Raw genomic sequence first — 21,447 nt, 5'->3', positions numbered from 1 at the left:
CGGCTACGGGCGAGTAACCAGCAGCGGGTAGTAGTGTCGGTGCGACGAGGCTGGAAGCGCGTACGGCGCCGCCCGGCCAGACCACCAGATTGAGGACCTGATGAGCGATGTCGCCGACACGGCCGAGCGGAAGTCCGCTCGATCAGCCAATGGCGATCGTCCCGCTAACCGGCGCGGAAGCCGGTTGCCGCGCGATGAGCGACGGGGTCAGCTATTGGCCGCCGCCAGTGAAGTCTTCGTTGACCGCGGATACCACGCCGCCGGTATGGACGAGATCGCCGACCGGGCCGGTGTGAGCAAACCCGTTCTCTACCAACACTTTGCAAGCAAGCTCGAGCTGTACCTGGCCGTGCTGCAACGCCACGTCGACAACCTGGTCTCCGGGGTCCGTCAGGCCCTGCGCACCACCACCGACAACCGCCAGCGGCTGCGCGCGGCCGTACAGGCCTTCTTCGATTTCATCGAACACGACGGCCAGGGCTACCGGCTCATCTTCGAGAACGACTACGTCACCGAACCTCAGGTCGCCGTCCAGGTGAAGGTCGCCACCGAGGCGTGCACCGACGCGGTGTTCGACCTGATCAGCCGCGATTCCGGGCTCGATCCACACCGTGCGCGGATGATCGCGGTCGGGCTGGTGGGCATCAGCGTCGACTGCGCGCGCTACTGGCTGGACGCCGACCGCCCGATCTCCAAAGAAGACGCGGTCGACGGGACGGTGCAGTTCGCCTGGGGCGGACTCTCACACGTCCCGCTGACCCGCTCCTGACTACTTGGCCCCGGCTGTTCCTGCCGCGGCCGCCGGTCCCGCTGCGATTCCGAATCCCACTCGGCGCACATCGGACACGCCAATCTCGACGTAGCTGATCTTGCTGGTCTGCACCAGGAAGCGGCGTCCCTTGTCATCCGTGAGGCTCAGCACGCCCGAGCCGCCCTCCGCCAGTGCCGACGTCACCAGCTCTTCGACCTCGCTGGCCGTCTGGGAGCTGGTGAACACCAGTTCACGCGGGCTGTCCGAGACACCGATCTTGACCTCCACGCTGGACCCTTCCGTTCGTCTGCGCAATACCCAAGAAGGCTAGTGGACGCCTGACCGCTCGGTTACGGCCAGCCGTTCGCGTTTAGCGAATAGGGCGTCAAGCTGCGGTAACAGCATGGCAACGAGCAGGCGCGGCGCGCCGTGGCAGCGCCGCAGACTTCCATAGCCTTACCCCGTGAGCGACAAGAAGCGTCGTCGGGGGCTGGTGCAGTGGCCTCGGGTGGCCCTGACCACGGCGGGTGTGCTCGTCGCCGCCTCCGCGACGACTCTGGTCGTGCGGACCGGAGACGCCGCCACCACCATCGCCGATTCGGGCACTCCTGCCCCGCACCGGACCGTGGTCGCCACCCCCGGTCCCTGGACCTCGACCCCGCCGGCCGCGCCCGTCACCGTGACCGTGCCGGGCCTGCCGGTCGAAACTCCGGTCATGGTCCCGCCACCGGGATCCGCCGTCGCGCCCCTGGCCCAACCGCTGGTCGACCCCCGTCAGGTCGTCTACACCGTCGCCGGTAACCAACGGCCCGATGACCCGGTCACCATCGTCTACGCCGACGAGGCCGGGGCGTTGCAGACCGTCGTGAACGTCTCGCTGCCCTGGCGGCTGACGGTCGTTCCGAATGTCCCGGTCAACTACGTCACGGCAAGCAGCGGCGGAAGCCAGCTGAACTGCTGGATCACCGACGCCAGCGGAACGACCGTCGCCGCGCAAACCGACAACACCATCGCCGCGACCTGCAACCGCTGACCTGCTGCGTCAGGCCAAGCCGAGCTGGCGCATCCGGTCGGCGTGCGTGCGCTGCAGCCGGTCGAAGAAGTCGGCGACCTGCCCGAGGCCACCCGGGCCGGCCAGCACCAGGTCGACCAGTTCGTCACGCTCGGCCAGCACGTACTGGGCCTGGGTGATCGCCTCCCCGAGCAGTCGGCGCGACCACAGCGCCAACCGGCTGCGCTGGCGTCCACTGCTGGTCACGGCCTTGCGAACCTCGGCGACCACGAACTGCGAGTGCCCGGTCTCGGAGAGCACCCCGCGCACCACCGAGGCCACCTCGTCGGGCAGCACGTCGGCGATCTCGAGGTAGAAGTCCGCCGCGAGCGCGTCGCCGACATACGTCTTGACCAACGCCTCGAGCCAGGTGCTCGGCGTCGTCAGCCGGTGGTAGTTCTCCAGCGCCGACGCATACCGTGTCATCGCCGGGACGACGTCGACACCGCGCGCTTCCAGCGCCTCGCGCAGCAGCTCGTAATGCGCCATCTCGGCGGCGGCCATGCTCGCCATGTTGATCCGGCCGCGCAGGTCCGGAGCCATCCGCGCTTCCTCGGTAAGCCGGTAGAACGCGGCGACCTCGCCGTAGGCCAGCAGCGCGAACAACTCGTTGACGCCGGGGTGGTCGGCGGTGATCCGCGCCGTTGACTCCGAAGCGGGCTGGGGGGCCGTCATGGCCGTCACTGTAGTCCCGGGCGGGGCGCCGCTCCGTCCCAGCAACCTCGACCAGCTATGATGAGGTCTGACGAACGCCGTGAGGCGTGGTCAAGGAAATGTGCGTGCATGCAGTGGGCCCGCTCCCTCAGTGCAGGGCCCGGCGAATCGGGGCATCGAAACGATGGCACCGACTCCATTGGCGAAGTCAGAACTCGTGCGCGCGTGACAACGCATTCGAGGACCGACTACGGAAGGCGCAACGCCACCACATGACCCCACTGACAATCCATCCTCAGATTTCATTCGCCCAGCTCGGAGTACGTGACGAGATCGTCCGCGCACTGTCCGAAGAGGGCAAGGAATTCGCCTTCGCCATCCAGGAGCAGACCCTGCCGATGGCGCTGGCGGGCGACGACCTGATCGGCCAGGCCCGCACCGGCATGGGCAAGACCCTCGCCTTCGGTGTGCCGCTGCTGCACCGCATCACCACCGACCCCACGCGACCGCTGACCGGAACGCCGCGCGCGCTGGTCGTGGTGCCCACCCGCGAGCTGTGTCTGCAGGTCCACGGCGACCTCGTCGCCGCATCGAAGTACCTGAAGGCCGATGAATCCCGCAAGCTGACCGTCACCGCCATCTACGGCGGCCGCCCGTACGAACCGCAGATCGAGGCGCTCCAGAAGGGCGTCGACGTCGTCGTCGGCACTCCGGGCCGCTTGCTCGACCTCGCCCAGCAGGGCCACCTGCAGCTCGGCGGCCTGTCAGTGCTGGTGCTCGACGAGGCCGACGAGATGCTCGACCTGGGCTTCCTGCCCGACATCGAGCGGATCCTCAAGCAGATCCCGACCGAGCGTCAGGCGATGCTGTTCTCGGCGACCATGCCGGACCCGATCATCACGCTGGCCCGGACGTTCATGAACCAGCCCACCCACATCCGGGCCGAGGGCGTGCAAGGCGCGGCCACCCACGACACCACCGAACAGTTCGTCTACCGCGCGCATGCTCTGGACAAGGTCGAGATGGTCGCGCGAATTCTGCAGGCCGAGGGCCGCGGCGCGACGATGATCTTCACCCGCACCAAGCGCACCGCCCAGAAGGTGGCCGACGAACTCGCCGAGCGCGGCTTCAAGGTCGGCGCGGTGCACGGCGACCTGGGTCAGATCGCCCGCGAGAAGGCACTCAAGGCGTTCCGCGCCGGTGACGTCGACGTGCTCGTCGCCACCGATGTCGCGGCCCGCGGTATCGATATCGATGACATCACCCACGTCATCAACTACCAGATCCCCGAGGACGAGCAGGCCTACGTGCACCGCATCGGCCGCACCGGTCGGGCCGGTAAGACCGGCATCGCGATCACCCTGGTCGACTGGGACGAACTGGACCGCTGGTCGATGATCAACACCGCGCTCAAGCTCGATTGCGCCGATCCCGCGGAGACCTACTCCAATTCGCCGCACTTCTACGAAGAACTGGGCATCCCCACCGATGCCGGCGGCACCGTCGGCGGCCCGCGCAAGTCGCCGCAGGCCCCCAAGGGTCAACCCGGAACCCGCATCAGCTCCAAGGACTCCGATCGGGAACGCCCCACCCGCACCCGGTCCCGTCGTCGCACCCGCTCCGGCCAGGGCGGCACCGGACACGTCGAGACGCCGTCCGAGTCGGCCGCCAACAGTGACAACGCCAAGCCGGCCGACGGCGGCGACGCCAGCCCGGCCCGCAAGCGCCGCCGGCGGCGTCGCCCGGGCAACGCGGCCGAGGCGCCCGCAACCGCTGGCTGACGACCGCTATCGTCGCCCAGATGGTCAGACCTGAGCGCCGCACCAAGGGCGACCTCGTCGCCGCTGCGACGATCGCGCTTGTGGTGGCCGTTATTGCCGCCCTGTTCTGGTGGAACAGTTCCGCGCGGGCCACGATCAGCCGCCCGGCCACCACACCCGCGCCCAACCCGGTTCCGGCACGGACGGTCCCAGACACGCTGCGCCAGCTGTGGACCGCCGCCAGCCCCAGGACGCTGAGCCCGATCGTCGTCGGCGGCACCGTGGTGACCGGCGACGGACACACCGTCGAGGGCCATGACCCGCAGACCGGGCAGAACCGCTGGACCTTCGCCCGTGACCTCGACCTCTGCGGGGTGTCCTACGTCTACGACCTCGCCGTCGCGGTCTACCCCGACGTGCGCGGCTGTGGGCAGGTCAGCAGCATCAACGGCGGTACCGGTCGGCGCGGGCCCACTCGCACCGCCTACGCCGACAAGCGGGTTGTGCTCAGCTCCAACGGCAGCGCCATCCTCTCGGCCGGGCCCACTCGCCTGGAGCTGTGGCGCTCGGATCTGGTGCGGATGCTGTCCTACGGCGAGATCGATGCGCGGGTGAAGCCCGTCAATCAGGGTCTCGGCGCGGGCTGCACGCTGATGTCGGCGGCAGCCAGCGACGAGGCGGTCTCGGTTCTGGAAGCCTGCCGGGACCAGAAGGACCTGCGTCTGACCCTGCTGCGGCCGGCCAAGGAAGAAGACGAACCGGACACCAAGAATGTGCCACTGCCCGGTGTGGCCAGCGATTCCGAGGCCAGGGTGCTAGCCGTGTCCGGCACGACGACCGCGGTGTACCTGCCGTCGCCGCGCCCCGAGATCGCCGTCTACGACGACACCGGCAACAAGGTGTCGAGCACGCTGCTCAAGAAGGCGCCGGTGCTGGCCAACCCCGCGCAGGCGGTGACGCGCGCCGGTGACATGTTCACCTGGTGGACCGGGGACAGCGTGGAGGTCTTCGACGGCAGGCTGAGCTACCGCTACACGATCGAAGCGGCCGGCCCGGTCGGCCCGGCGGGACCGGGCGCGATGATGGCCGGACGGCTGCTCATTCCGCTGAGCACCGGCATCGGGGTGTACGACCCGGCCAAGGGCACCAACGAGCGGGTCATCGCCGTGAACCACCCGGCCGGGCAGGGACCGGTGGTGCCGACCGTCAGCGGCTCGACCGTGATCGAGCAACGCGGCGACACGGTGGTCGCGTTCGGCAAGCCCTGACTGGGCTAGACCTCCGGGGCGAACGTCGGCAGCGCCTTGCCCGACTTCCAGTGCTTGAGCAGGGAATCGGCGAGCTCGCGATACGCCGTGCCACCCTTGTTCTTCCGGCCCGACAGCACCGACGCCCCCGACGCGCTGGCCTCGGCGAAGCGCACCGTCCGCGGGATCGGCGGGGACAGCACCGGCAGTCCGTAGCGGTCAGCCACGTCGAGCAGCACGTCACGGCTGTGTGTGGTGCGCGAGTCGTACAGCGTGGGCAGCGCGCCCAGCAGCTTGAGGTCGGGGTTGGTGATCTGCTGGACGTCGGCCACCGTGCGCAGGAACTGGCCCACCCCGCGGTGTGCGAGCGTCTCGCACTGCAGGGGCACAATCACCTCGTCGGCCGCGGTCAGCCCGTTGAGGGTGAGCACCCCCAGCGACGGCGGGCAGTCGATCAGCACGACGTCGAAGTCGTCGGCCAGCTTGGCCAGCGCCCGCTTCAACGCGTACTCGCGTCCGGCCCGCATCAGCAGCATGGCCTCGGCACCGGCCAGGTCGATGTTGGCCGGCAACAGCGTCATGCCTTCGGCCGTGCTGACCAGTGCCGCGCCGGGCTCGACGTCGCCGAGCAGCACTTCGTGGATGGAAACCGGCAGCTTGTCGGGGTCGGCGCCCAGCGAGAACGTGAGGCAGCCCTGTGGGTCGAGATCGACGAGCAGGACACGCTTGCCCGCATCGACGAAAGCCGCCCCCAGAGATGCGACCGTAGTCGTCTTGGCCACCCCACCCTTCTGATTGGCCACCGCGAGTACTCGGGTCACGAGCTCCATCCTTGCAGGTTTCTGCCGAGATGCCTCCCGCCTGGCGTGCCGCGCCTGGTCATCGGGCACAATAGGTGGACGTGAGCGTCGGCACCCATCGGCTGGTCCTGCTTCGACATGGTGAAACCGAATGGTCCAGGGACCGCAAGCACACCAGCCGCACCGACCTCGACCTCACCGAAAGCGGGCGAGAGCAGGCCGAACGGGCCGCCCTGACGCTCGAGCACCTCGACCTGGACAACCCACTGGTGATCAGCAGCCCGCGCAAGCGGGCCCTGGTCACCGCCGAGCTGGCCGGGCTGACCGTCGACGAGGTCTCCCCGCTGCTGGCCGAATGGGACTACGGCGACTACGAAGGCCTGACCACCCACCAGATCCGCACCGAAACGCCTGGCTGGCTGCTGTGGACGTACGGCTGCCCGGGCGGGGAGAGCGTCGACCAGGTCAGCATGCGCGCCGACCAGGCCGTTTCCACCGCGCTGGAGCACATGGCCGACCGTGACGTGGTGTTCGTCGGACACGGCCACTTCTCCCGCTCGGTGGTCACCCGGTGGGTGGAGCAGCCGCTGCGCGAGGGCGCGCGCTACGGGTTCGGGGCGGCGTCGGTGGCGGTGTGCGGATTCGAGTACGGACTGCGGCAGCTCTCGGCGCTGGGCATGACCAGCCACCGCGAGCCGGTCACCGGGACGTGACGGGCCGTCCGTCGTTCGTGCTGAGCGGGCCCGCCGAGACGGTCGTAGCCGACGGGATCCGGGCGGCCTATGACAATGTCGCCGCGGCGGCGGCGGCGCTGGCTGACGGCACCGCGGACCTGGTGGTCGGCGCCCTGCCCTTCGACATCCGGGGCGCGGCGGCGCTGCTGACGCCGTCCTCGGCGCGGTTCACCGGCACGCTGCCGTCCTGGCCGACACCGGAGCTGCCGGCGGTCCGGATCGCTTCGATGCTGCCGACCCCTGAGGATCACCGTGCCCGCATCCGGGCTGCCCTAGGCCAGCTGGCCGACCCCGAAAATGCTTTGCAGAAGGTGGTTTTGGCGCGCGCACTGCAATTGGTCGCCGACGCCCGGCTCGACGAGCGGACGATCCTGACCCGGCTGGTCGCCGACGACGCCGAGGCCACCGCCTACTTCGCCGACCTGACGCCGGCCGGCGGCACCTACACCGGGACGGCGCTGGTCGGCGCCAGCCCCGAGTTGCTGGTCGCGCGCTGCGGTGAGGTGGTCAGTTGCCAGCCGTTCGCCGGGTCGGCGCCGCGCTCGCCGGACCCGGACACCGACGCCGCCAACGGCGCGGCGCTGGCCGCGTCCGGCAAGAACCGGCACGAACACCAGCTGGTCGTCGACACCATGCGCACCGCACTGGAACCGCTATGCACCGAACTCGAGGTGGCCGCTGAACCGCAACTCAGCCGCACCGCCGCGCTGTGGCACCTGTCCACCCCGATCCGGGGACGATTGCGCGACACCTCAACGACCGCAATAGATTTGGCGATGGCGCTGCATCCCACCCCGGCGGTGGGCGGGGTGCCGACGGGAGCTGCCGTCGACCTGATCGGACGGCTGGAGGGCGATCGCGGCTTCTACGCTGGCGCGGTGGGGTGGTGCGATGCGCGGGGGGACGGCCGCTGGGTGGTGGCGATCCGCGGCGCGCAGCTGTCCGCCGACCGCCGCAGCGCACTGGCGCTGGCGGGGGGCGGTATCGTCGCCGAATCCGATCCTGATGACGAAGTCGCCGAGACGACAACGAAATTCCGGACCATCCTGTCGGCATTGGGGGTACAGCAGTGACCGTGATCCGTCCAGCCAGGCCTGGCGACGAGGCCGAGATCGTCGCGATGATCCGCGAACTCGCCGAATTCGAGCACGCCGCCGACCAATGCACGGTGGTCGAAAGCCAAATCTCCGCAGCACTTTTCGGTGAGAATCCGATCGGCTTCTGCCACCTTGCCGAGGTGGACGGTGAGGCCGCTGCGGTGGCGCTGTGGTTCCGCAACTTCTCCACCTGGGACGGCGTGGCCGGCGTCTATCTGGAGGACCTCTTCGTTCGCGACAAGTTCCGCCGCCGGGGTCTGGCCCGCGCGCTGCTGGCCACCCTGGCCAAGGAGTGCGTGGACAACGGCTACAGCCGGCTGAGCTGGGCCGTGCTGGACTGGAACGTCAACGCGATCGCGCTCTACGACGGTGTCGGCGGAAAGCCGATGTCGGAGTGGATCACCTACCGGATGACCGGTGACAAGCTCGGCGCGCTGGCCGCCGAGGCTTAGTCGCCGGACTGCGACGCCCAGCGCACCGCCGGCGGGCTGAACAACAACGCCAGCACCGCCACCGCCACCGCACCGAGGGCGAGCGCGTAGGCCGGCTGGTGCGAGCGCACGATGTACCAAGACACCGGCAGCAACAGCAGGTTGGCGAAGACCGTGATACCGCGGCCCCAGCGCCGTCCAGTCGCCAGCGCCCAGCCGGCGGTCAGCACCGCGGCCCCCATCACGGCGAACCAGGCGGCCGTGCCGAACCCGTTGACGATCTGCTGGTCGGCGCCGGTGAGACCGCGCACCACCAGCACCGCGGCCACGATCAGTGCCACTGCACCTTCGGCACCGGTCACCAGACCGGCGTAGCGGACCACAGGTGGGAGTCGGCCATCAGTCACGCCAGTACGGTACCGACCGATCAGCGCCGGAACACCACCCACCGCATCGCGCAGTACATGTAGATCCCCTCGCAGGCGCCCGCCACCATCCGGGCCAGGTGGTATTCCACGCCCAACGCCCGCAGCGCGCTGGAGACCCCGAGGATGAACGCGAGATAGTTGATCACCACGACGAGGACGTAGACGGCGAGCTGGGGTCCGACTGCGGCGTGCGACTCGAAGTTCACCACCCGGTTGAGGATGTAGCTCACCGCGAATGCACATCCATAGGCCACCGTCACCGCCACCCCGAACGGCACTCGCAGTCCGCCGTGCAGCAGCGTCAGAACCAGCAGATCCAGCGCAAAGGTTCCGGAGTTGATGATGACAAAACCCAGAAATGTCGGCGCGACAACGGAATTCAACCCGAACGGCAGGCGCGCGACAATCACCTCACACGCTCGGTGAAACCAGCCGAGGGTGCTGGCCGGACCGGTCTGCGACCTCACCACCACGGGTGCGAGCATGCCACCGGCAGCTGACCCGCTGATGATGAGCAGGCAAACACTTCGGATGCCCGCACCGCGCCGGATTAGGCTCACTGCTCGTGCGCGCCGTCCTCATCGTGAACCCGAACGCCACGTCCACCACCGCCGCCGGGCGCGACCTGCTCGCGCACGCGCTGGAGAGCCGCGTTGAGCTGACCGTGGTGCACACCGACCACCGCGGCCATGCGATCGAGATCGCCGCGGCGGCCCGGCGCGACGGTATCGACGTGCTGATCGTCCACGGCGGCGATGGCACGGTGAACGAGGTGGTCAACGGGCTGCTGGGCACGCCCGGCACCGGCGGGCAGGAGCGCAGCGACCCGGGAAATGGCACCGGAGGGCAGGAGCGCAGCGACCCGGGAAATGGCACCGGCGGGCAGGAGCGCAGCGACCCGGGAAATGGCACCGGCGGGCAGGAGCGCAGCGACCCGGGAAGTGGCACCGGCGGGCAGGAGCCGCACGTTGTTCCGCTGCCCGCTGTCGCCGTCGTGCCCGGCGGATCGGCCAATGTCTTCGCCCGCGCCTTGGGCATCAGCGCCGACCCCATCGAGGCCACCAATCAGCTGATCGACCTGCTCAGCGCCCATCGCAACGGTGCCCCGTGGCGCCGGATCGGGCTGATGGACTGCGGCGAACGCTGGGCGGTGTTCACCGCGGGCATGGGCGTGGACGGCGACGTGGTGGCTGCCGTCGAGGCCCAGCGCGCCAAGGGACGCACGGTGACGGCCGGCCGCTACATCCGGGTGGCGGTGCGTGAAGTGCTGGCCAGCGTGCGAAGGGAACCCCGGCTGACGCTGCAGCTGCCCGGCCGAGAGCCGGTGCCCGGCGTCTACTTCGCCTTCATCTCCAACTCCAGCCCGTGGACCTATGCCAACACCAGGCCGGTGTGGACCAACCCGGACACGGCTTTCGAGACCGGCCTCGGCGTTTTCGCCACGACCAGCATGAACGTCTGGAAGAACCTGATGCTGGTGCGCCGGATGCTCTCGAAGAAGGCCGACATCAAAGCCAGCCACCTCATCCGCGAGGACGACGTGCCGTGGGTGCGGATAACGGCGTCCGAACCGGTCGCCAGCCAGATCGACGGGGATTTTCTCGGGTTGCGTGCCGAAATGACGTTCCGCTCGGTCCCAGCGGCGGTCAGCGTCGTCGCTCCGCCCGTGGACACCCCCGCTGACCAGCGCCGATAGCGCTGGCGCCGCCGATTGAGGGCGCAGGTGGGTTGAGTGTAGTACAAACGGGTAGAGGGATTGGTAACCCACCCCCGTAGTGACATTGCACACGTGTTAACTGAGTCCTATTGACATCCGTTGAGGCTGTGCAACGATCGGATGCAACAGCACAGAAACATTTGTGTGCACGAGTTAACAGCCGAAGGTAAAACGAGTGCGTTTCGCCGCGCACATAGTAAGGAGTAGCGACAAATGGATTGGCGCCATAAGGCGGTCTGCCGTGACGAGGATCCGGAACTGTTCTTCCCCGTGGGGAACAGCGGCCCGGCACTCGCCCAGATCGCTGATGCGAAGCTCGTCTGTAACCGCTGTCCGGTCACGACTGAGTGTCTGACCTGGGCTTTGGATTCCGGCCAGGACGCCGGCGTCTGGGGCGGCATGAGCGAGGATGAGCGCCGCGCGCTCAAGCGTCGCAATGCTCGCACCCGCGCCCGCACCAGCGTCTAGTCGAGTTTCGCAACACCCCTAAAGATCGCGGCCCGGCAAATGTCCGGGGCCGCGATCTTTGTTCTTGAGTGTCATTCCCGTCACATTTGCTATTGCGGCACCCGCGCGCTTGCGCGCCGCCCGAGCGGCACGCGTAACACCACATCGGTTCCGCCGCCGGGAACGTCATGCATTCCCAGGGAGCCGTCGAGTTCGGCGGTGACCAGCGTCCGCACGATCTGCAGACCCAGCCGGTCGGACTTCTCCAGGCTGAACCCGTCGGGAAGCCCGCGCCCGTCGTCGTGCACAACCACATCGAGCCACCGCGCCGAGCGCTCGGCCCGGATCGTCACGCAACCCTGTTTGGCCGACGGCTCGAAGGCATGCTCGATGGCGTTCTGGACCAGCTCGGTGACCACCATGACCAACGCGGTCGCCCGGTCCGCATCGAGCACACCCAGCGCGCCGTCCCGATTGATCCGGATGGGGGTGTCCACCCTGGCTACATCGTTCATGATCGGCAGGATCCGGTCGATCACCTCGTCGAGGTTGACCTCCTCGTCCACCGACATCGACAACGCCTCGTGCACCTGCGCGATCGAGGCCACCCGACGCACCGACTCCATCAGCGCCTCGCGGGCCTCCTCGTTGCTGGTGCGGCGGGACTGCAGCCGCAGCAGGGCGGCCACGGTCTGCAGGTTGTTCTTCACCCGGTGATGGATCTCGCGGATCGTCGCGTCCTTGGACAGCAGAGCGCGGTCACGCCGCTTGACCTCGGTGACGTCCCGGATGAGCACCGCTGCACCCGCTGCGGCGCCGTGAACGACCAGCGGGAGGGTGCGTAGCAGCACCGCGGCTCCGCCGGCGTCGACCTCGAGGCGCATGCTCGACCCGCCGGCCAGTGAGTCGCGGACGTGCTCGGCGAGTTCGTGCGCCTCGAACGGGTCGGAGATCAGCGGGCGGGTGATCGCGACCAGGTTGTGGCCTTCCAGCTCCGCGCTCAGCCCCATCCGGTGGTAGGCCGACAGTGCATTCGGGCTGGCGTAGGCCACCACGCCGTCGACGTTGAGGCGGATGAAGCCGTCCCCCACGCGTGGGCTCGACCGCGACAGCGCGAGGTCGCCGACGTTGGGGAAGGTGCCTTCGGACAACATGTGCAGCAGATTTCCCGCACAGTCCAGGTAGGCCTTCTCCAGCGGAGAGGAGGTGCGCCGCTCGGCCAGCGCCGTCTGGTGGGTCAGGACGGCCACGACCTGGTTGTTGTAGCGGACGGGGACGGCTTCGACGTTGAGGCCGGGTTCGCGCAGCGCGGTATCGGCATCGCCGCGGCCGATCGCGCCGGAGGTGAACGCGGCGGTCACCAGCGGCAGCTCAGGGTGGGCGACGACGGTGCCGACCGCGTCCTTGAGCAGGACCGTCGGGGCGGTGTTGGGTCGGCACTGGGCCACGCACACCAGTGCGCCGTCGTCGCGGCGCACCCACATCAGATAGTCGGCGAACGAAAGGTCCGCCAGCAGCTGCCACTCGCCGACCACCGCATGAAGGTGATCCACGGCGCCCCCGGGGAGCACCGTGTGCTCGGCGAGCAGGTCACCGAGGGTGGACACGAAGCTAGTCGATCACGGCAATGAGGTCGCCGGCCTGAATGACGTCGCCCACCGACACGCTGACCTCGGTCACGGTGCCCGCCACCTCGGCCAGCACCGGGATCTCCATCTTCATCGACTCGAGAAGCACCAGGGTGTCGCCTGCGCCGATCTGGTCTCCCTTGCTGACCACAACCTCGAGCACACTGGCCACGATCTCAGCGCGCACATCCTCGGCCATCTTCACCCTCACTCTTGGTGCTGCCCAACTCCTCGTGCGGCTCTATCGAACCACAACACCGGGTGGTCAGCGGTTCGATGGGGCCGTGAGACACTGTATGCAAGCGTCAACCATACGGAGGTACATCATGGCCAAGCGTGGCCGTAAGAAGCGTGATCGCAAGCACAGCAAGGCCAACCACGGCAAGCGGCCCAACAGCTGACAGCAACGCTGACAAAACAAAGTGCCCGGCATCTGCCGGGCACTTTTGTTTGGAGCCGCTATCCGCGCCGGATGATCGTGGTGCGGCTGATCTCCAGGCGCACCCGCTCAACCAGGTGTCTGGGTGCCTTCTCCCCGCTGCACTTCTTGGCCACCAGGCTCTTGATGCGCTCCTCCACGCCGTAGTGGCGCAGGCAGGTCGGGCACTCCTGGAGGTGGTGCCGCAGCCGGTCGCGGGTCTCGGCGGTGCACTCACCGTCGAGCAGCGTCCATACCTCGGCGATCACCGCCGCGCACTCGGGATGCTCGGGATCGATGGGTCCGATCGGCGGGCGCCACTCCCCCTCGCCGCCGGATACCGGCGCGTTGTCGGTCATGACGACACCTCCTCCGGCTCGTCCGCTCCGGTTCGCCGGGTGAACCCGCGTTCCTTGGCGACGTCAGCCAGCAGGCTGCGCAGCTGGCGCCTGCCTCGGTGGAGTCGGGACATCACCGTCCCGATCGGGGTATCCATGATCTCGGCGATCTCCTTGTACGGGAAGCCTTCGACGTCGGCGTAGTACACCGCCATCCGAAACTCTTCCGGCAGCGCCTGAAGGGCCTCTTTGATTTCGGTGTCGGGCAGCAGTTCGAGGGCCTCCACCTCGGCCGAGCGCAGCCCGGTCGAGGTGTGCTCGGCATTGGCCGCCAGCTGCCAATCGGTGATTTCATCGGTCGGGTACTCCGCCGGCTGGCGCTGCTTCTTGCGATAACTGTTGATGTAGGTGTTGGTCAGAATCCGGTACAGCCAGGCCTTGAGGTTGGTTCCCTCGCGGAATGACCGGAAGCCGGCATAGGCCTTGACCATGGTTTCCTGCAGCAGGTCTTCGGCGTCGGCCGGATTGCGCGTCATGCGGAGCGCGCCGCCGTAGAGCTGGTCCAGCAGCGGAATCGCGTCACGTTCGAAGCGCGCGGTCAACTCCGCGTCGGACTCCTCGCGCGCCGCGGTCTGGGCCGCAGCCGAACCGTCGGTGCCGTCTATGTCGGTCATCGTGGGTGACACAGTCCCTTCTGCCGCGGCGCCCTCGACGAGCTCCGGCAGCGGTATCGGTCGAACGAGAAATGCGGGAAGCTGCTCGTCGACCATCAGGCAAAGCGCAGCAGACACCGGACTTCTCTCCTCCCAATCCTAAGGCTGTGACCAAATATCTTTTCGGCCGCAGCTCTGCATAGGTGCGACCACTGACCACAACAGGATTTCTCACCAGGCTATTTCCCCGGCGACAAGGCGCGGCTCCGACGCTTTACGCTGGGCCCCGTGAATCGTGCCGCCACCCCGGCAATCGCCGCGCTGCTGGCCGCCGACGTACCGCACGAGGTGCTGCGCTACCACCACGACCCGCGGGCGGACTCGTTCGGCGCGGAGGCGGTGGCCGCGCTGGCGGGCGACGGCCTAGTTCCCGACCAGATTTTCAAGACGCTGATCATCGCCGCGGGATCGACGCTGGCGGTGGCGGTCCTGCCGGTGCCGTCCAAGCTGTCGCTCAAGGCGGCCGCGGCGGCGCTGGGATTGCCGAAGGCGACAATGGCCGACCAGGCGGCGGCCGAGCGGGCCACCGGCTACGTGCTGGGCGGCATCTCGCCGCTAGGCCAGCGCAAGCGGCTGCCGACGGTCATCGACAGTTCCGCGCTGACCTTCGAGCGGGTCGCCTGTAGCGCAGGCAAGCGGGGCTGGGATGTGGCGCTGGCACCGCAGAATCTCGTTGCGCTCACCCACGCTGTGACAGCGGACATCCGCGTTCTAGGGTGAGATCCATGTCGTTCGCAGGCAAGACCATGTTCATTTCGGGGGCCAGCCGAGGCATCGGCCTGGCCATCGCCAAGCGGGTCGCCGCCGACGGCGCCAACATCGCGCTGGTGGCCAAGACCACCGAGCCGCACCCCAAGCTGCCGGGCACCATCTACACCGCCGCCAAGGAGATCGAAGAGGTCGGCGGGCAGGCCCTGCCGATCGTCGGCGACGTCCGCGACGGCGATTCGGTGGCGGCGGCGGTGGCCCAGGCCGTCGAACAGTTCGGCGGCATCGACATCTGCGTCAACAACGCCTCGGCGATCAACCTCGGCTCCATCGAGGAGGTGCCGCTCAAGCGCTTCGACCTGATGAACGGCATCCAGGTGCGCGGAACCTACGCGGTGTCGCAGGCGGCCATCCCCCATATGAAGGGCCGGGAGAATCCACACATCCTGACGCTGTCACCACCCATCCGGCTGGAGCCGCAATGGCTCAAACCGACCCCCTACATGATGGCGAAGTTCGGAATGACGTTGTGCGCCTTGGGCATTGCCGAGGAGCTTCGCGATGCAGGCATCGCGTCGAACACGTTGTGGCCGCGCACCATGGTCGCCACCGCGGCGGTGCAGAACCTGCTGGGCGGCGACGTGGCGATGGCGCGTTCACGCAAGCCCGAGGTCTACGCCGATGCCGCCTACGCGGTACTGAGCAAACCCGCCCGCGACTACACCGGGCACACGCTGCTGTGCGAGGACGTGCTGCTGGAGTCCGGTGTCACCGACCTGTCGGTCTACGACTGCGTGCCGGGGTCCGAGCTGGGGGTCGACCTGTGGGTCGACACCCCCAACCCGCCCGGCTACATCAACCCCTAATTTTTCGGGCGCAGCCCACTGTGCCTAATTTTTCGGGCGCAGCCCACTGTGCCTAATTTTTCGGGCGCAGCCCGAAGCGGCGCAGGCCCTTACCCGCCATGGCCCGCATCGCCGCGATGGCCAGCCGCCCCTGTGCCTTCGACGACGAGTACCACATCAACTCGGACTTCTGCGTGGGGATCCGGGGCGCGGTGATGGCCTGCTGGCGGCAGAACTTGATCAGCCCGCTGGCGCCACCGGAGCGGTAGCCGATGCCGGATTCCTTCCAGCCGCCCATGGGCAGTGACGGGCAGAACACGTTGGTCAGTGCGTCGTTGACGTTGACCGCGCCGCACTCGAGCCGGCGGGCGACCCGCTCGCCGCGCTCGACGTCTCCGGTCCACACACTGGCCGACAGCCCGTACTGGGAGTCGTTGGCCAGCCGGATGGCCTCCTCCTCGTCGGCGACCTTGACCACCGGCAGCGTCGGGCCGAAGGTCTCCTCGGCGATGCACGACATGGTCGGGGTGACGTCGGCGAGCACGGTGGGCTGGAAGAAGGTGCCGACGCCGGTCGGCTTGCCACCGGTCAGCACCCGGGCGCCGTCGGCGACGGCCTCCTGTACGTGCCGCTCGACGATGTCGCGCTGCGCGGCGGTGGCCATCGCGCCGGTGTCGTACGTGGAGCCCTCGCTCTCCTGGCCCTGTTTGATGGAGCGGACGTTGGCGGTCAGCTTGGCGACGAACTCGTCGTACACCGGCGCTTCGACGTAGACCCGCTCGACCGAGATGCAGACCTGACCGGAGTTGAACATGCCGCCCCAGGCGATGCCGTTGGCCGCGCGATCGATGTCGGCGTCGGCCAGCACGATCGCCGGGTCCTTGCCGCCGAGTTCCAGACTGAACGGCTTGAGCTGCTGGGCGCATGCCACGGCGACCTTACGACCGGTGGCCGTCGACCCGGTGAAGTGCACGTAGTCGGAGTTCTCGATCACCGCCGCGCCGGTCTCCCCGTAACCGGTGGCCAGGCCCAGGATCGGCGGGGCGCCGACCTCGGTCCAGCCGCGGACGAACTCGACCGCCGAAAGTGGTGTCACCTCAGAGGGTTTCAACAGCACCGCCGCACCAGCCGCCAGGGCCGGCACCACGTCCAGAGCCAGCATGGCCAGTGGGAAGTTCCACGGCTCGATGATTCCCACCAGCGGGTGGGGCCGGTACACCGTGGTCAGCTTCTTGACCTTGAACAGCAGGCTGTGCGGCTTGGGGTGGCGGTCGGCGAGGAACTCCTCGGCGTTGCCCGCCCAGTACTTGATGGAATCCGCCAGAGCCACCGGCTCGAGGCTGGCGTCGCCGCGTGACTTGCCGGTCTCCGACATCAGCACGTCGGTCAGGCGCGTGGCGTTGTCGAGGACCCAGTCCTGCCACGCCAGCATCCAGCGCTTGCGCCCGCGTGGGCCGATCGCCTCCCACTCGGTCTGGAACAGCCGCAGTTCGCGGGCCTTGGCGGCTACGGTCTCCGCGTTGTCGACCGGCACGGTTCCGGCGATCCGGCCGTCGGCGGGATTGCGGACGGTGATGGTGGCCTGATCAGCCTTGGGCTCGACCGCGGTCATGGCCGCTCCTCTCGGTGCTCGATGTGTCTGTGAGCGTAACGGCCATCACCCCGCTAGAACAGGCCAACCGGTTGGTTGTGTGGATCGACGGGTTCGATGAGTTCCGGACCGTTGTTGCGGACGCTGTTGACCAGGGTGGATATTTCGCGCATCTCGATGCCGGTGATGTCCGGCGGGGTGGCGAGCAGGTCGGCCGCGGCGGGCTCGTCGGGGTTCAGCCACCGGTCCCAGTCCCGCTCGGCGACGACCAGCGGCATCCGGTCATGGATCTGCGCGAGGTCGCCGACGGCGTCGGTGGTGATGATCGTGCACGTCAGCAGCGGGCTGGCGTCCTTCTCGGGCCGCCAGGCCGACCACAGCCCAGCCATGAACAGCGGCTCCCCGTCGGCGCGGTGCAGGTAGTAGGGGGTTTTCCTGGCCTTCTTGCCGGCCGGGGTGTCGGGATTGGGCTTCCACTCGTAGTAGCCGTCCATCGGCACCAGGCAGCGTTTGCTCTTGGCCGAGGCCCGGAACGCCGGCGAGGTGGTGATCTTCTCGGCGCGCGCGTTGATCAGCATCGGGCCCTTGGTCTCCGGGTTGCCCTCGGGCGTCGCCTTCACCCACGGCGGCACCAGCCCCCAGCGCATCGCCCGCATCCGGCGGGTGGGCGTGTCGTCCGGGTCGTCGTGGCGGCTGACGACGGTGGCGATGGTCGAGGTCGGGGCGACGTTGTAGTTGGGTGCCCGGTTGGCCGCCTCCGCCGTCATCTCATCGATGGCGTGGATCTTCTCCGCCAGCAGCGCCGGGTCGGTGGTAACCGCGAATCGTCCGCACATGACTCCATGGTGGCGCAGTACTCAATAGCGGCCTCTGCCGAGGCCCGCGGCGCCGACAGGGCAGGATGTAGAGCCGTGAGCACCGATCTGTGGGCGGCCCCCGTGGCAGCGACGGCCGTTGATGCGACCCTGACGGTGCCCGGCTCGAAATCACAGACCAACCGCACCCTGGTGCTCACGGCGGTGGCTGCCGCCCAGGGCAACGGCCGCTCGACGATCAGCGGTGCGCTGCGCAGCCGCGACACCGACCTGATGATCGGTGCGGTGCGCACGCTGGGCATCGACGTCGCCGGCGCCGGTGCCGAGCTGGCGGTCAGCGGAACGCTGGCCCCGGCGACGGGGGCCCGCATCGACTGTGGGCTGGCCGGCACGGTGCTGCGGTTCATGCCACCGGTCGCCGCACTGGGCACCGCCGTGGTCGAGTTCGACGGCGACGAGCAGGCCCGGGCGCGCCCGATCGCTCCGCTGCTGGACGCGCTGCGCGGCCTGGGCGTCGTTATCGCCGGCAGCGTGCTCCCGTTCTCGGTCCGCGGCCGCGGCGCGGTCGCAGGCGGCACCGTGCGCATCGACGCGTCGGCCTCCTCCCAGTTCGTCTCCGGCCTGCTGCTGTCCGGCGCGGCGTTTACCGAGGGCCTGACCGTCGTGCACACCGGCACCTCGGTGCCCTCGGCCCCGCACATCGCGATGACGGTGACGATGCTGCGTGAGGCCGGTGTGGACGTCGACGACACGGCGCCCAATCAGTGGCGGGTGGAGCCGGGGCCGATCGGGGCCCGGCACTGGATCGTCGAGCCCGACCTGTCGAACGCGGTCCCGTTCCTGGCGGCGGCGCTGGTGACCGGCGGAGCGGTGCGGATGGCCGGCTGGCCGGCGTCCAGCGTGCAACCCGTCGACACCGTGCTCGGCATCCTCGAGCTGGTGGGAGCCACTGTGCACCATGCGGATTCGCAGGTAGAAGTGCGCGGGCCCGCCGACGGCTACCCGGGTTTCCAGGTCGACCTGCACGACGTGGGTGAGCTGGCCCCTTCGGTGGCCGCGCTCGCCGCGCTGGCTCGCCCCGGCTCGGTGTCACGGCTGACCGGCATCGCGCATCTGCGCGGTCACGAGACCGATCGGCTAGCGGCGCTGCGCACCGAGATCACCACCCTCGGCGGGGACTGCGCCGAGACCGAGGACGGGCTGGTCATCACCGCTCAACCGCTGCACGCCGGCACGTGGCGGTCCTACGCCGACCACCGGATGGCGATGGCGGGGGCGATCGTCGGCCTGCGGGTTCCCGGGGTGGCCGTCGAGGACATCGCGACCACCGCCAAGACGCTGCCCGAGTTCTCGCAGCTGTGGACCGAGATGCTGGAGCGCGATTGAGCCGACGCGAGTACGACGAGTCCGACGTCAAGATCAGGTCGGGCCGTGGTTCGCGCCCGCGCACCAAAACCCGCCCCGAGCACGCCGACGCCGAGTCGGCGATGGTGGTGACCGTCGACCGTGGCCGGTGGGGCTGTGTACTCGACGGCGATCCGCACCGCCACGTCACGGCGATGCGCGCCCGGGAACTGGGCAGGACCCCGATCGTCGTCGGTGACCGCGTCGACGTCGTCGGCGACCTGTCCGGGCGCCCGGACACGCTGGCCCGCATCGTGCGCCGCGGCGAGCGGCGAACCTTGTTGCGGCGCACCGCCGATGACACCGATCCCACCGAGCGGGTGGTGGTCGCCAACGCCGATCAGCTGCTGATCGTGATCGCCCTGGCCGACCCGCCGCCGCGTACCGGGCTGGTGGATCGGGCGCTGATCGCGGCCTACGCCGGCGGGATCCGACCGATCCTGTGCCTGACCAAAACGGACCTGGCCCCGGCCGAACCGTTCGCCGAGCAGTTCGCCGAGCTCGACCTCACGATCATCACCGCCGGGCGTAACGACCCGCTGGACGCCGCGCAGCACCTGCTCACCGGACACGTCACGGTGCTGCTCGGGCATTCCGGTGTCGGTAAGTCGACTCTGGTGAATCGGCTTGTGCCGGAAGCTTTTCGGGCGACCGGCGAGGTGTCCGGTGTCGGCAAGGGCAAACACACCTCGACTCAGTCGGTGGCGCTGCCGCTGCCCGGCGGCGGGTGGGTGATTGATACCCCGGGTATCAGGTCATTCGGGCTGGCCCACATCGAGCCCGACGACGTGCTGCGCGCGTTTTCCGACCTTGCCGACGCCATCGCCGACTGCCCCCGCGGCTGCGGCCACCTGGGTCCGCCCGCCGACCCGGAATGCGCGCTGGACTCGTTGACCGGGGCGCCGGCGCGGCGGGTGGCCGCGGCCCGGCGACTGCTGGGCGCGTTGTCAGAAACCGCAGCGTATTGATAATTGTTTGTAACCCAAACCGAGAGGGCACGCCGCTGACATGACCGCACATTCCGAGGTTCCCAACGTCATCCTGAACGACGGTAATCGAATCCCCCAGCTCGGATTCGGCGTCTTCCAGATCCCGCCCGACGAGACCGCAGCGGCGGTGCGTACCGCGCTGGAGATCGGTTACCGCCACATCGACACCGCCGAGATGTACCAGAACGAGAAGGGTGTCGGCCAAGGCATCCGCGACTCCGGCATCGACCACGGCGAGGTGTTTGTCACCAGCAAGCTCAACAACGGCTTTCACAAGCCCGACGACGCCCGGCGGGCATTCGATGCGACCCTCGCGGCCCTCGGTTTCGACTACGTCGATCTGTTCCTGATCCACTGGCCACTGCCGACGCTCTACGACGGCGACTTCGTGTCGACCTGGAAGACACTGGAGGAATTCAAGAAGGACGGCCGCGCCCGCAGCATCGGGGTGTCGAATTTCCAGATCCACCACCTCGAGGAACTGGCCCGCGACACCGAGACGGTGCCGGCGGTCAATCAGATCGAGGTCCACCCGTACTTCGCCAACGACGAACTCCGGGCCTACGGCATCGATCACACCATCGTGACCGAGGCGTGGTCGCCGATCGCGCAGGGCGCGGTGCTCGGCGACCCGGTCGTGACGCAGATCGCGCAGAAGGTCGGCAAGAGCCCGGCGCAGGTGGTGTTGCGCTGGCACATCGAGCGCGGCGACGTCGTGTTCCCGAAATCGGTGACGCCGGAACGCATCAAGGAGAACATCGAGATCTTCGACTTCGAACTCAGCGACGACGCGATCGACGCGCTCACCGAGCTCGACAAGGGCGAAGCGGGCCGCACCGGCCCGAATCCCGATACGTTCGACTACATCCCGAAGTAAAGCC

General features: G+C 68.5%; 26 protein-coding genes. 15 read left to right on the top strand and 11 right to left on the bottom strand.

The window, feature by feature from the left end; translation table 11 throughout:
• The first annotated feature begins 100 nt into the window (after positions 1 to 100).
• On the top strand, positions 101 to 769 hold the full coding sequence (fasR, locus tag ADBZ9K_RS14335) for an HTH-type transcriptional activator FasR (RefSeq protein ID WP_526621559.1): 669 nt from the start codon (positions 101 to 103) through the stop codon (positions 767 to 769).
• Here fasR and ADBZ9K_RS14330 read toward each other — a convergent pair whose 3' ends face one another.
• Positions 770 to 1,039, bottom strand: a complete 270-nt coding sequence (locus ADBZ9K_RS14330; protein ID WP_526621557.1) for a DUF3107 family protein — start codon at positions 1,037 to 1,039, stop codon at positions 770 to 772.
• A 175-nt stretch (positions 1,040 to 1,214) separates the two neighbouring features.
• On the opposite strand from ADBZ9K_RS14330, the gene ADBZ9K_RS14325 reads away from it, so the two are divergent.
• A complete protein-coding gene (locus ADBZ9K_RS14325) occupies positions 1,215 to 1,784 on the top strand; it encodes an MmpS family transport accessory protein (RefSeq protein ID WP_526621555.1) in 570 nt (189 codons plus the stop codon).
• Between the two features lie 9 nt (positions 1,785 to 1,793).
• Here ADBZ9K_RS14325 and ADBZ9K_RS14320 read toward each other — a convergent pair whose 3' ends face one another.
• Complete coding sequence (locus ADBZ9K_RS14320; RefSeq protein WP_526621553.1) at positions 1,794 to 2,477, bottom strand: ferritin-like fold-containing protein; 684 nt, start codon at positions 2,475 to 2,477, stop codon at positions 1,794 to 1,796.
• Positions 2,478 to 2,728: 251 nt separating this feature from the next.
• On the opposite strand from ADBZ9K_RS14320, the gene ADBZ9K_RS14315 reads away from it, so the two are divergent.
• Together ADBZ9K_RS14315 and ADBZ9K_RS14310 are read left to right on the top strand one after the other, a co-directional pair.
• The gene (locus ADBZ9K_RS14315) at positions 2,729 to 4,237 is read left to right on the top strand and encodes a DEAD/DEAH box helicase (RefSeq protein WP_526621551.1); all 1,509 of its coding nucleotides are present in this window, start codon (positions 2,729 to 2,731) and stop codon (positions 4,235 to 4,237) included.
• A 20-nt stretch (positions 4,238 to 4,257) separates the two neighbouring features.
• Positions 4,258 to 5,484 (top strand): Rv3212 family protein, encoded by a 1,227-nt coding sequence (locus tag ADBZ9K_RS14310; RefSeq protein WP_526621549.1) that lies wholly within the window; start codon positions 4,258 to 4,260, stop codon positions 5,482 to 5,484.
• 5 nt (positions 5,485 to 5,489) lie between these two features.
• Here the strand turns inward: ADBZ9K_RS14310 and ADBZ9K_RS14305 are convergent, their stop codons facing one another.
• Positions 5,490 to 6,293 (bottom strand): ParA family protein, encoded by an 804-nt coding sequence (locus ADBZ9K_RS14305; protein WP_526621547.1) that lies wholly within the window; start codon positions 6,291 to 6,293, stop codon positions 5,490 to 5,492.
• A gap of 71 nt (positions 6,294 to 6,364) precedes the next feature.
• Here ADBZ9K_RS14305 and ADBZ9K_RS14300 point away from each other — a divergent pair, with 71 nt between their 5' ends.
• From ADBZ9K_RS14300 to ADBZ9K_RS14290, 3 genes are read left to right on the top strand one after another with little or no spacing between them, the layout of a single operon-like run.
• A complete protein-coding gene (locus tag ADBZ9K_RS14300) occupies positions 6,365 to 6,976 on the top strand; it encodes an acid phosphatase (RefSeq protein ID WP_526621545.1) in 612 nt (203 codons plus the stop codon).
• Entirely contained in the window at positions 6,973 to 8,070 is a 1,098-nt protein-coding gene (locus ADBZ9K_RS14295) for an isochorismate synthase (RefSeq protein ID WP_526621543.1), read from the top strand. The genes ADBZ9K_RS14300 and ADBZ9K_RS14295 overlap by 4 nt, the downstream gene beginning before the upstream one ends.
• A 47-nt stretch (positions 8,071 to 8,117) precedes the next feature.
• Complete coding sequence (locus ADBZ9K_RS14290; protein WP_526622645.1) at positions 8,118 to 8,546, top strand: GNAT family N-acetyltransferase; 429 nt, start codon at positions 8,118 to 8,120, stop codon at positions 8,544 to 8,546.
• Here ADBZ9K_RS14290 and ADBZ9K_RS14285 read toward each other — a convergent pair.
• Entirely contained in the window at positions 8,543 to 8,932 is a 390-nt protein-coding gene (locus ADBZ9K_RS14285) for a hypothetical protein (protein ID WP_526621542.1), read from the bottom strand. The genes ADBZ9K_RS14290 and ADBZ9K_RS14285 overlap by 4 nt on opposite strands.
• 20 nt (positions 8,933 to 8,952) lie before the next feature.
• Positions 8,953 to 9,438 (bottom strand): GtrA family protein, encoded by a 486-nt coding sequence (locus ADBZ9K_RS14280; RefSeq protein ID WP_526621541.1) that lies wholly within the window; start codon positions 9,436 to 9,438, stop codon positions 8,953 to 8,955.
• 80 nt (positions 9,439 to 9,518) lie between these two features.
• On the opposite strand from ADBZ9K_RS14280, the gene ADBZ9K_RS14275 reads away from it, so the two are divergent.
• Both ADBZ9K_RS14275 and ADBZ9K_RS14270 read left to right on the top strand, forming a co-directional pair.
• Positions 9,519 to 10,649, top strand: coding sequence for a diacylglycerol/lipid kinase family protein (locus tag ADBZ9K_RS14275; RefSeq protein WP_526621539.1), 1,131 nt, complete (start codon positions 9,519 to 9,521; stop codon positions 10,647 to 10,649).
• A 234-nt stretch (positions 10,650 to 10,883) separates the two neighbouring features.
• On the top strand, positions 10,884 to 11,138 hold the full coding sequence (locus ADBZ9K_RS14270; protein ID WP_149381046.1) for a WhiB family transcriptional regulator: 255 nt from the start codon (positions 10,884 to 10,886) through the stop codon (positions 11,136 to 11,138).
• An 89-nt stretch (positions 11,139 to 11,227) separates the two neighbouring features.
• Here ADBZ9K_RS14270 and pdtaS read toward each other — a convergent pair whose 3' ends face one another.
• Both pdtaS and ADBZ9K_RS14260 read right to left on the bottom strand, forming a co-directional pair.
• Positions 11,228 to 12,724, bottom strand: coding sequence for a two-component system sensor histidine kinase PdtaS (gene pdtaS / locus ADBZ9K_RS14265; RefSeq protein WP_526621537.1), 1,497 nt, complete (start codon positions 12,722 to 12,724; stop codon positions 11,228 to 11,230).
• Positions 12,725 to 12,728: 4 nt separating this feature from the next.
• Entirely contained in the window at positions 12,729 to 12,944 is a 216-nt protein-coding gene (locus ADBZ9K_RS14260; protein ID WP_163807290.1) for a biotin/lipoyl-binding carrier protein, read from the bottom strand.
• Between the two features lie 127 nt (positions 12,945 to 13,071).
• Between ADBZ9K_RS14260 and ADBZ9K_RS14255 the strand changes: the two genes are divergently transcribed.
• A complete protein-coding gene (locus ADBZ9K_RS14255) occupies positions 13,072 to 13,146 on the top strand; it encodes a 50S ribosomal protein bL37 (RefSeq protein ID WP_085976515.1) in 75 nt (24 codons plus the stop codon).
• A 58-nt stretch (positions 13,147 to 13,204) separates the two neighbouring features.
• On the opposite strand, the gene rsrA is transcribed toward ADBZ9K_RS14255, so the two are convergent.
• Together rsrA and ADBZ9K_RS14245 are read right to left on the bottom strand one after the other, a co-directional pair.
• Positions 13,205 to 13,522, bottom strand: a complete 318-nt coding sequence (gene rsrA / locus ADBZ9K_RS14250) for a mycothiol system anti-sigma-R factor (RefSeq protein WP_526621535.1) — start codon at positions 13,520 to 13,522, stop codon at positions 13,205 to 13,207.
• Positions 13,519 to 14,175: a sigma-70 family RNA polymerase sigma factor gene (locus ADBZ9K_RS14245; protein WP_526622643.1), complete on the bottom strand. Its 657-nt coding sequence runs from the start codon at positions 14,173 to 14,175 to the stop codon at positions 13,519 to 13,521. Before ADBZ9K_RS14245 ends, rsrA begins: the two co-directional genes overlap by 4 nt.
• A gap of 267 nt (positions 14,176 to 14,442) precedes the next feature.
• Between ADBZ9K_RS14245 and ADBZ9K_RS14240 the strand changes: the two genes are divergently transcribed.
• Positions 14,443 to 14,934, top strand: coding sequence for an aminoacyl-tRNA deacylase (locus ADBZ9K_RS14240; protein WP_526621534.1), 492 nt, complete (start codon positions 14,443 to 14,445; stop codon positions 14,932 to 14,934).
• A 5-nt stretch (positions 14,935 to 14,939) separates the two neighbouring features.
• Positions 14,940 to 15,788 carry an SDR family oxidoreductase gene (locus ADBZ9K_RS14235; RefSeq protein WP_526621532.1) on the top strand — a complete coding sequence of 283 codons (849 nt, stop codon included), beginning with the start codon at positions 14,940 to 14,942 and terminating at the stop codon, positions 15,786 to 15,788.
• A 52-nt stretch (positions 15,789 to 15,840) separates the two neighbouring features.
• Here the strand turns inward: ADBZ9K_RS14235 and ADBZ9K_RS14230 are convergent, their stop codons facing one another.
• Both ADBZ9K_RS14230 and ADBZ9K_RS14225 read right to left on the bottom strand, forming a co-directional pair.
• Positions 15,841 to 17,379: an aldehyde dehydrogenase family protein gene (locus ADBZ9K_RS14230; protein WP_526621530.1), complete on the bottom strand. Its 1,539-nt coding sequence runs from the start codon at positions 17,377 to 17,379 to the stop codon at positions 15,841 to 15,843.
• Positions 17,380 to 17,432: 53 nt separating this feature from the next.
• Positions 17,433 to 18,194 (bottom strand): SOS response-associated peptidase, encoded by a 762-nt coding sequence (locus ADBZ9K_RS14225; protein WP_526621528.1) that lies wholly within the window; start codon positions 18,192 to 18,194, stop codon positions 17,433 to 17,435.
• Between the two features lie 75 nt (positions 18,195 to 18,269).
• Here ADBZ9K_RS14225 and aroA point away from each other — a divergent pair, with 75 nt between their 5' ends.
• From aroA to ADBZ9K_RS14210, 3 genes are read left to right on the top strand one after another with little or no spacing between them, the layout of a single operon-like run.
• On the top strand, positions 18,270 to 19,559 hold the full coding sequence (gene aroA / locus ADBZ9K_RS14220; RefSeq protein ID WP_526621526.1) for a 3-phosphoshikimate 1-carboxyvinyltransferase: 1,290 nt from the start codon (positions 18,270 to 18,272) through the stop codon (positions 19,557 to 19,559).
• On the top strand, positions 19,556 to 20,545 hold the full coding sequence (rsgA, locus tag ADBZ9K_RS14215; protein ID WP_526621524.1) for a ribosome small subunit-dependent GTPase A: 990 nt from the start codon (positions 19,556 to 19,558) through the stop codon (positions 20,543 to 20,545). Before aroA ends, rsgA begins: the two co-directional genes overlap by 4 nt.
• Before the next feature lie 40 nt (positions 20,546 to 20,585).
• Positions 20,586 to 21,443 (top strand): aldo/keto reductase, encoded by an 858-nt coding sequence (locus ADBZ9K_RS14210; protein ID WP_526621522.1) that lies wholly within the window; start codon positions 20,586 to 20,588, stop codon positions 21,441 to 21,443.
• Positions 21,444 to 21,447 lie beyond the last annotated feature (4 nt).

Origin of the sequence: Mycobacterium sp., from assembly GCF_965229265.1 — a bacterium.
Taxonomy (GTDB): Bacteria; Actinomycetota; Actinomycetes; order Mycobacteriales; family Mycobacteriaceae; genus Mycobacterium.
The sequence above is the reverse complement of the archived record's forward strand: the minus strand, read 5'-3'. Positions and strand labels throughout refer to the sequence as shown.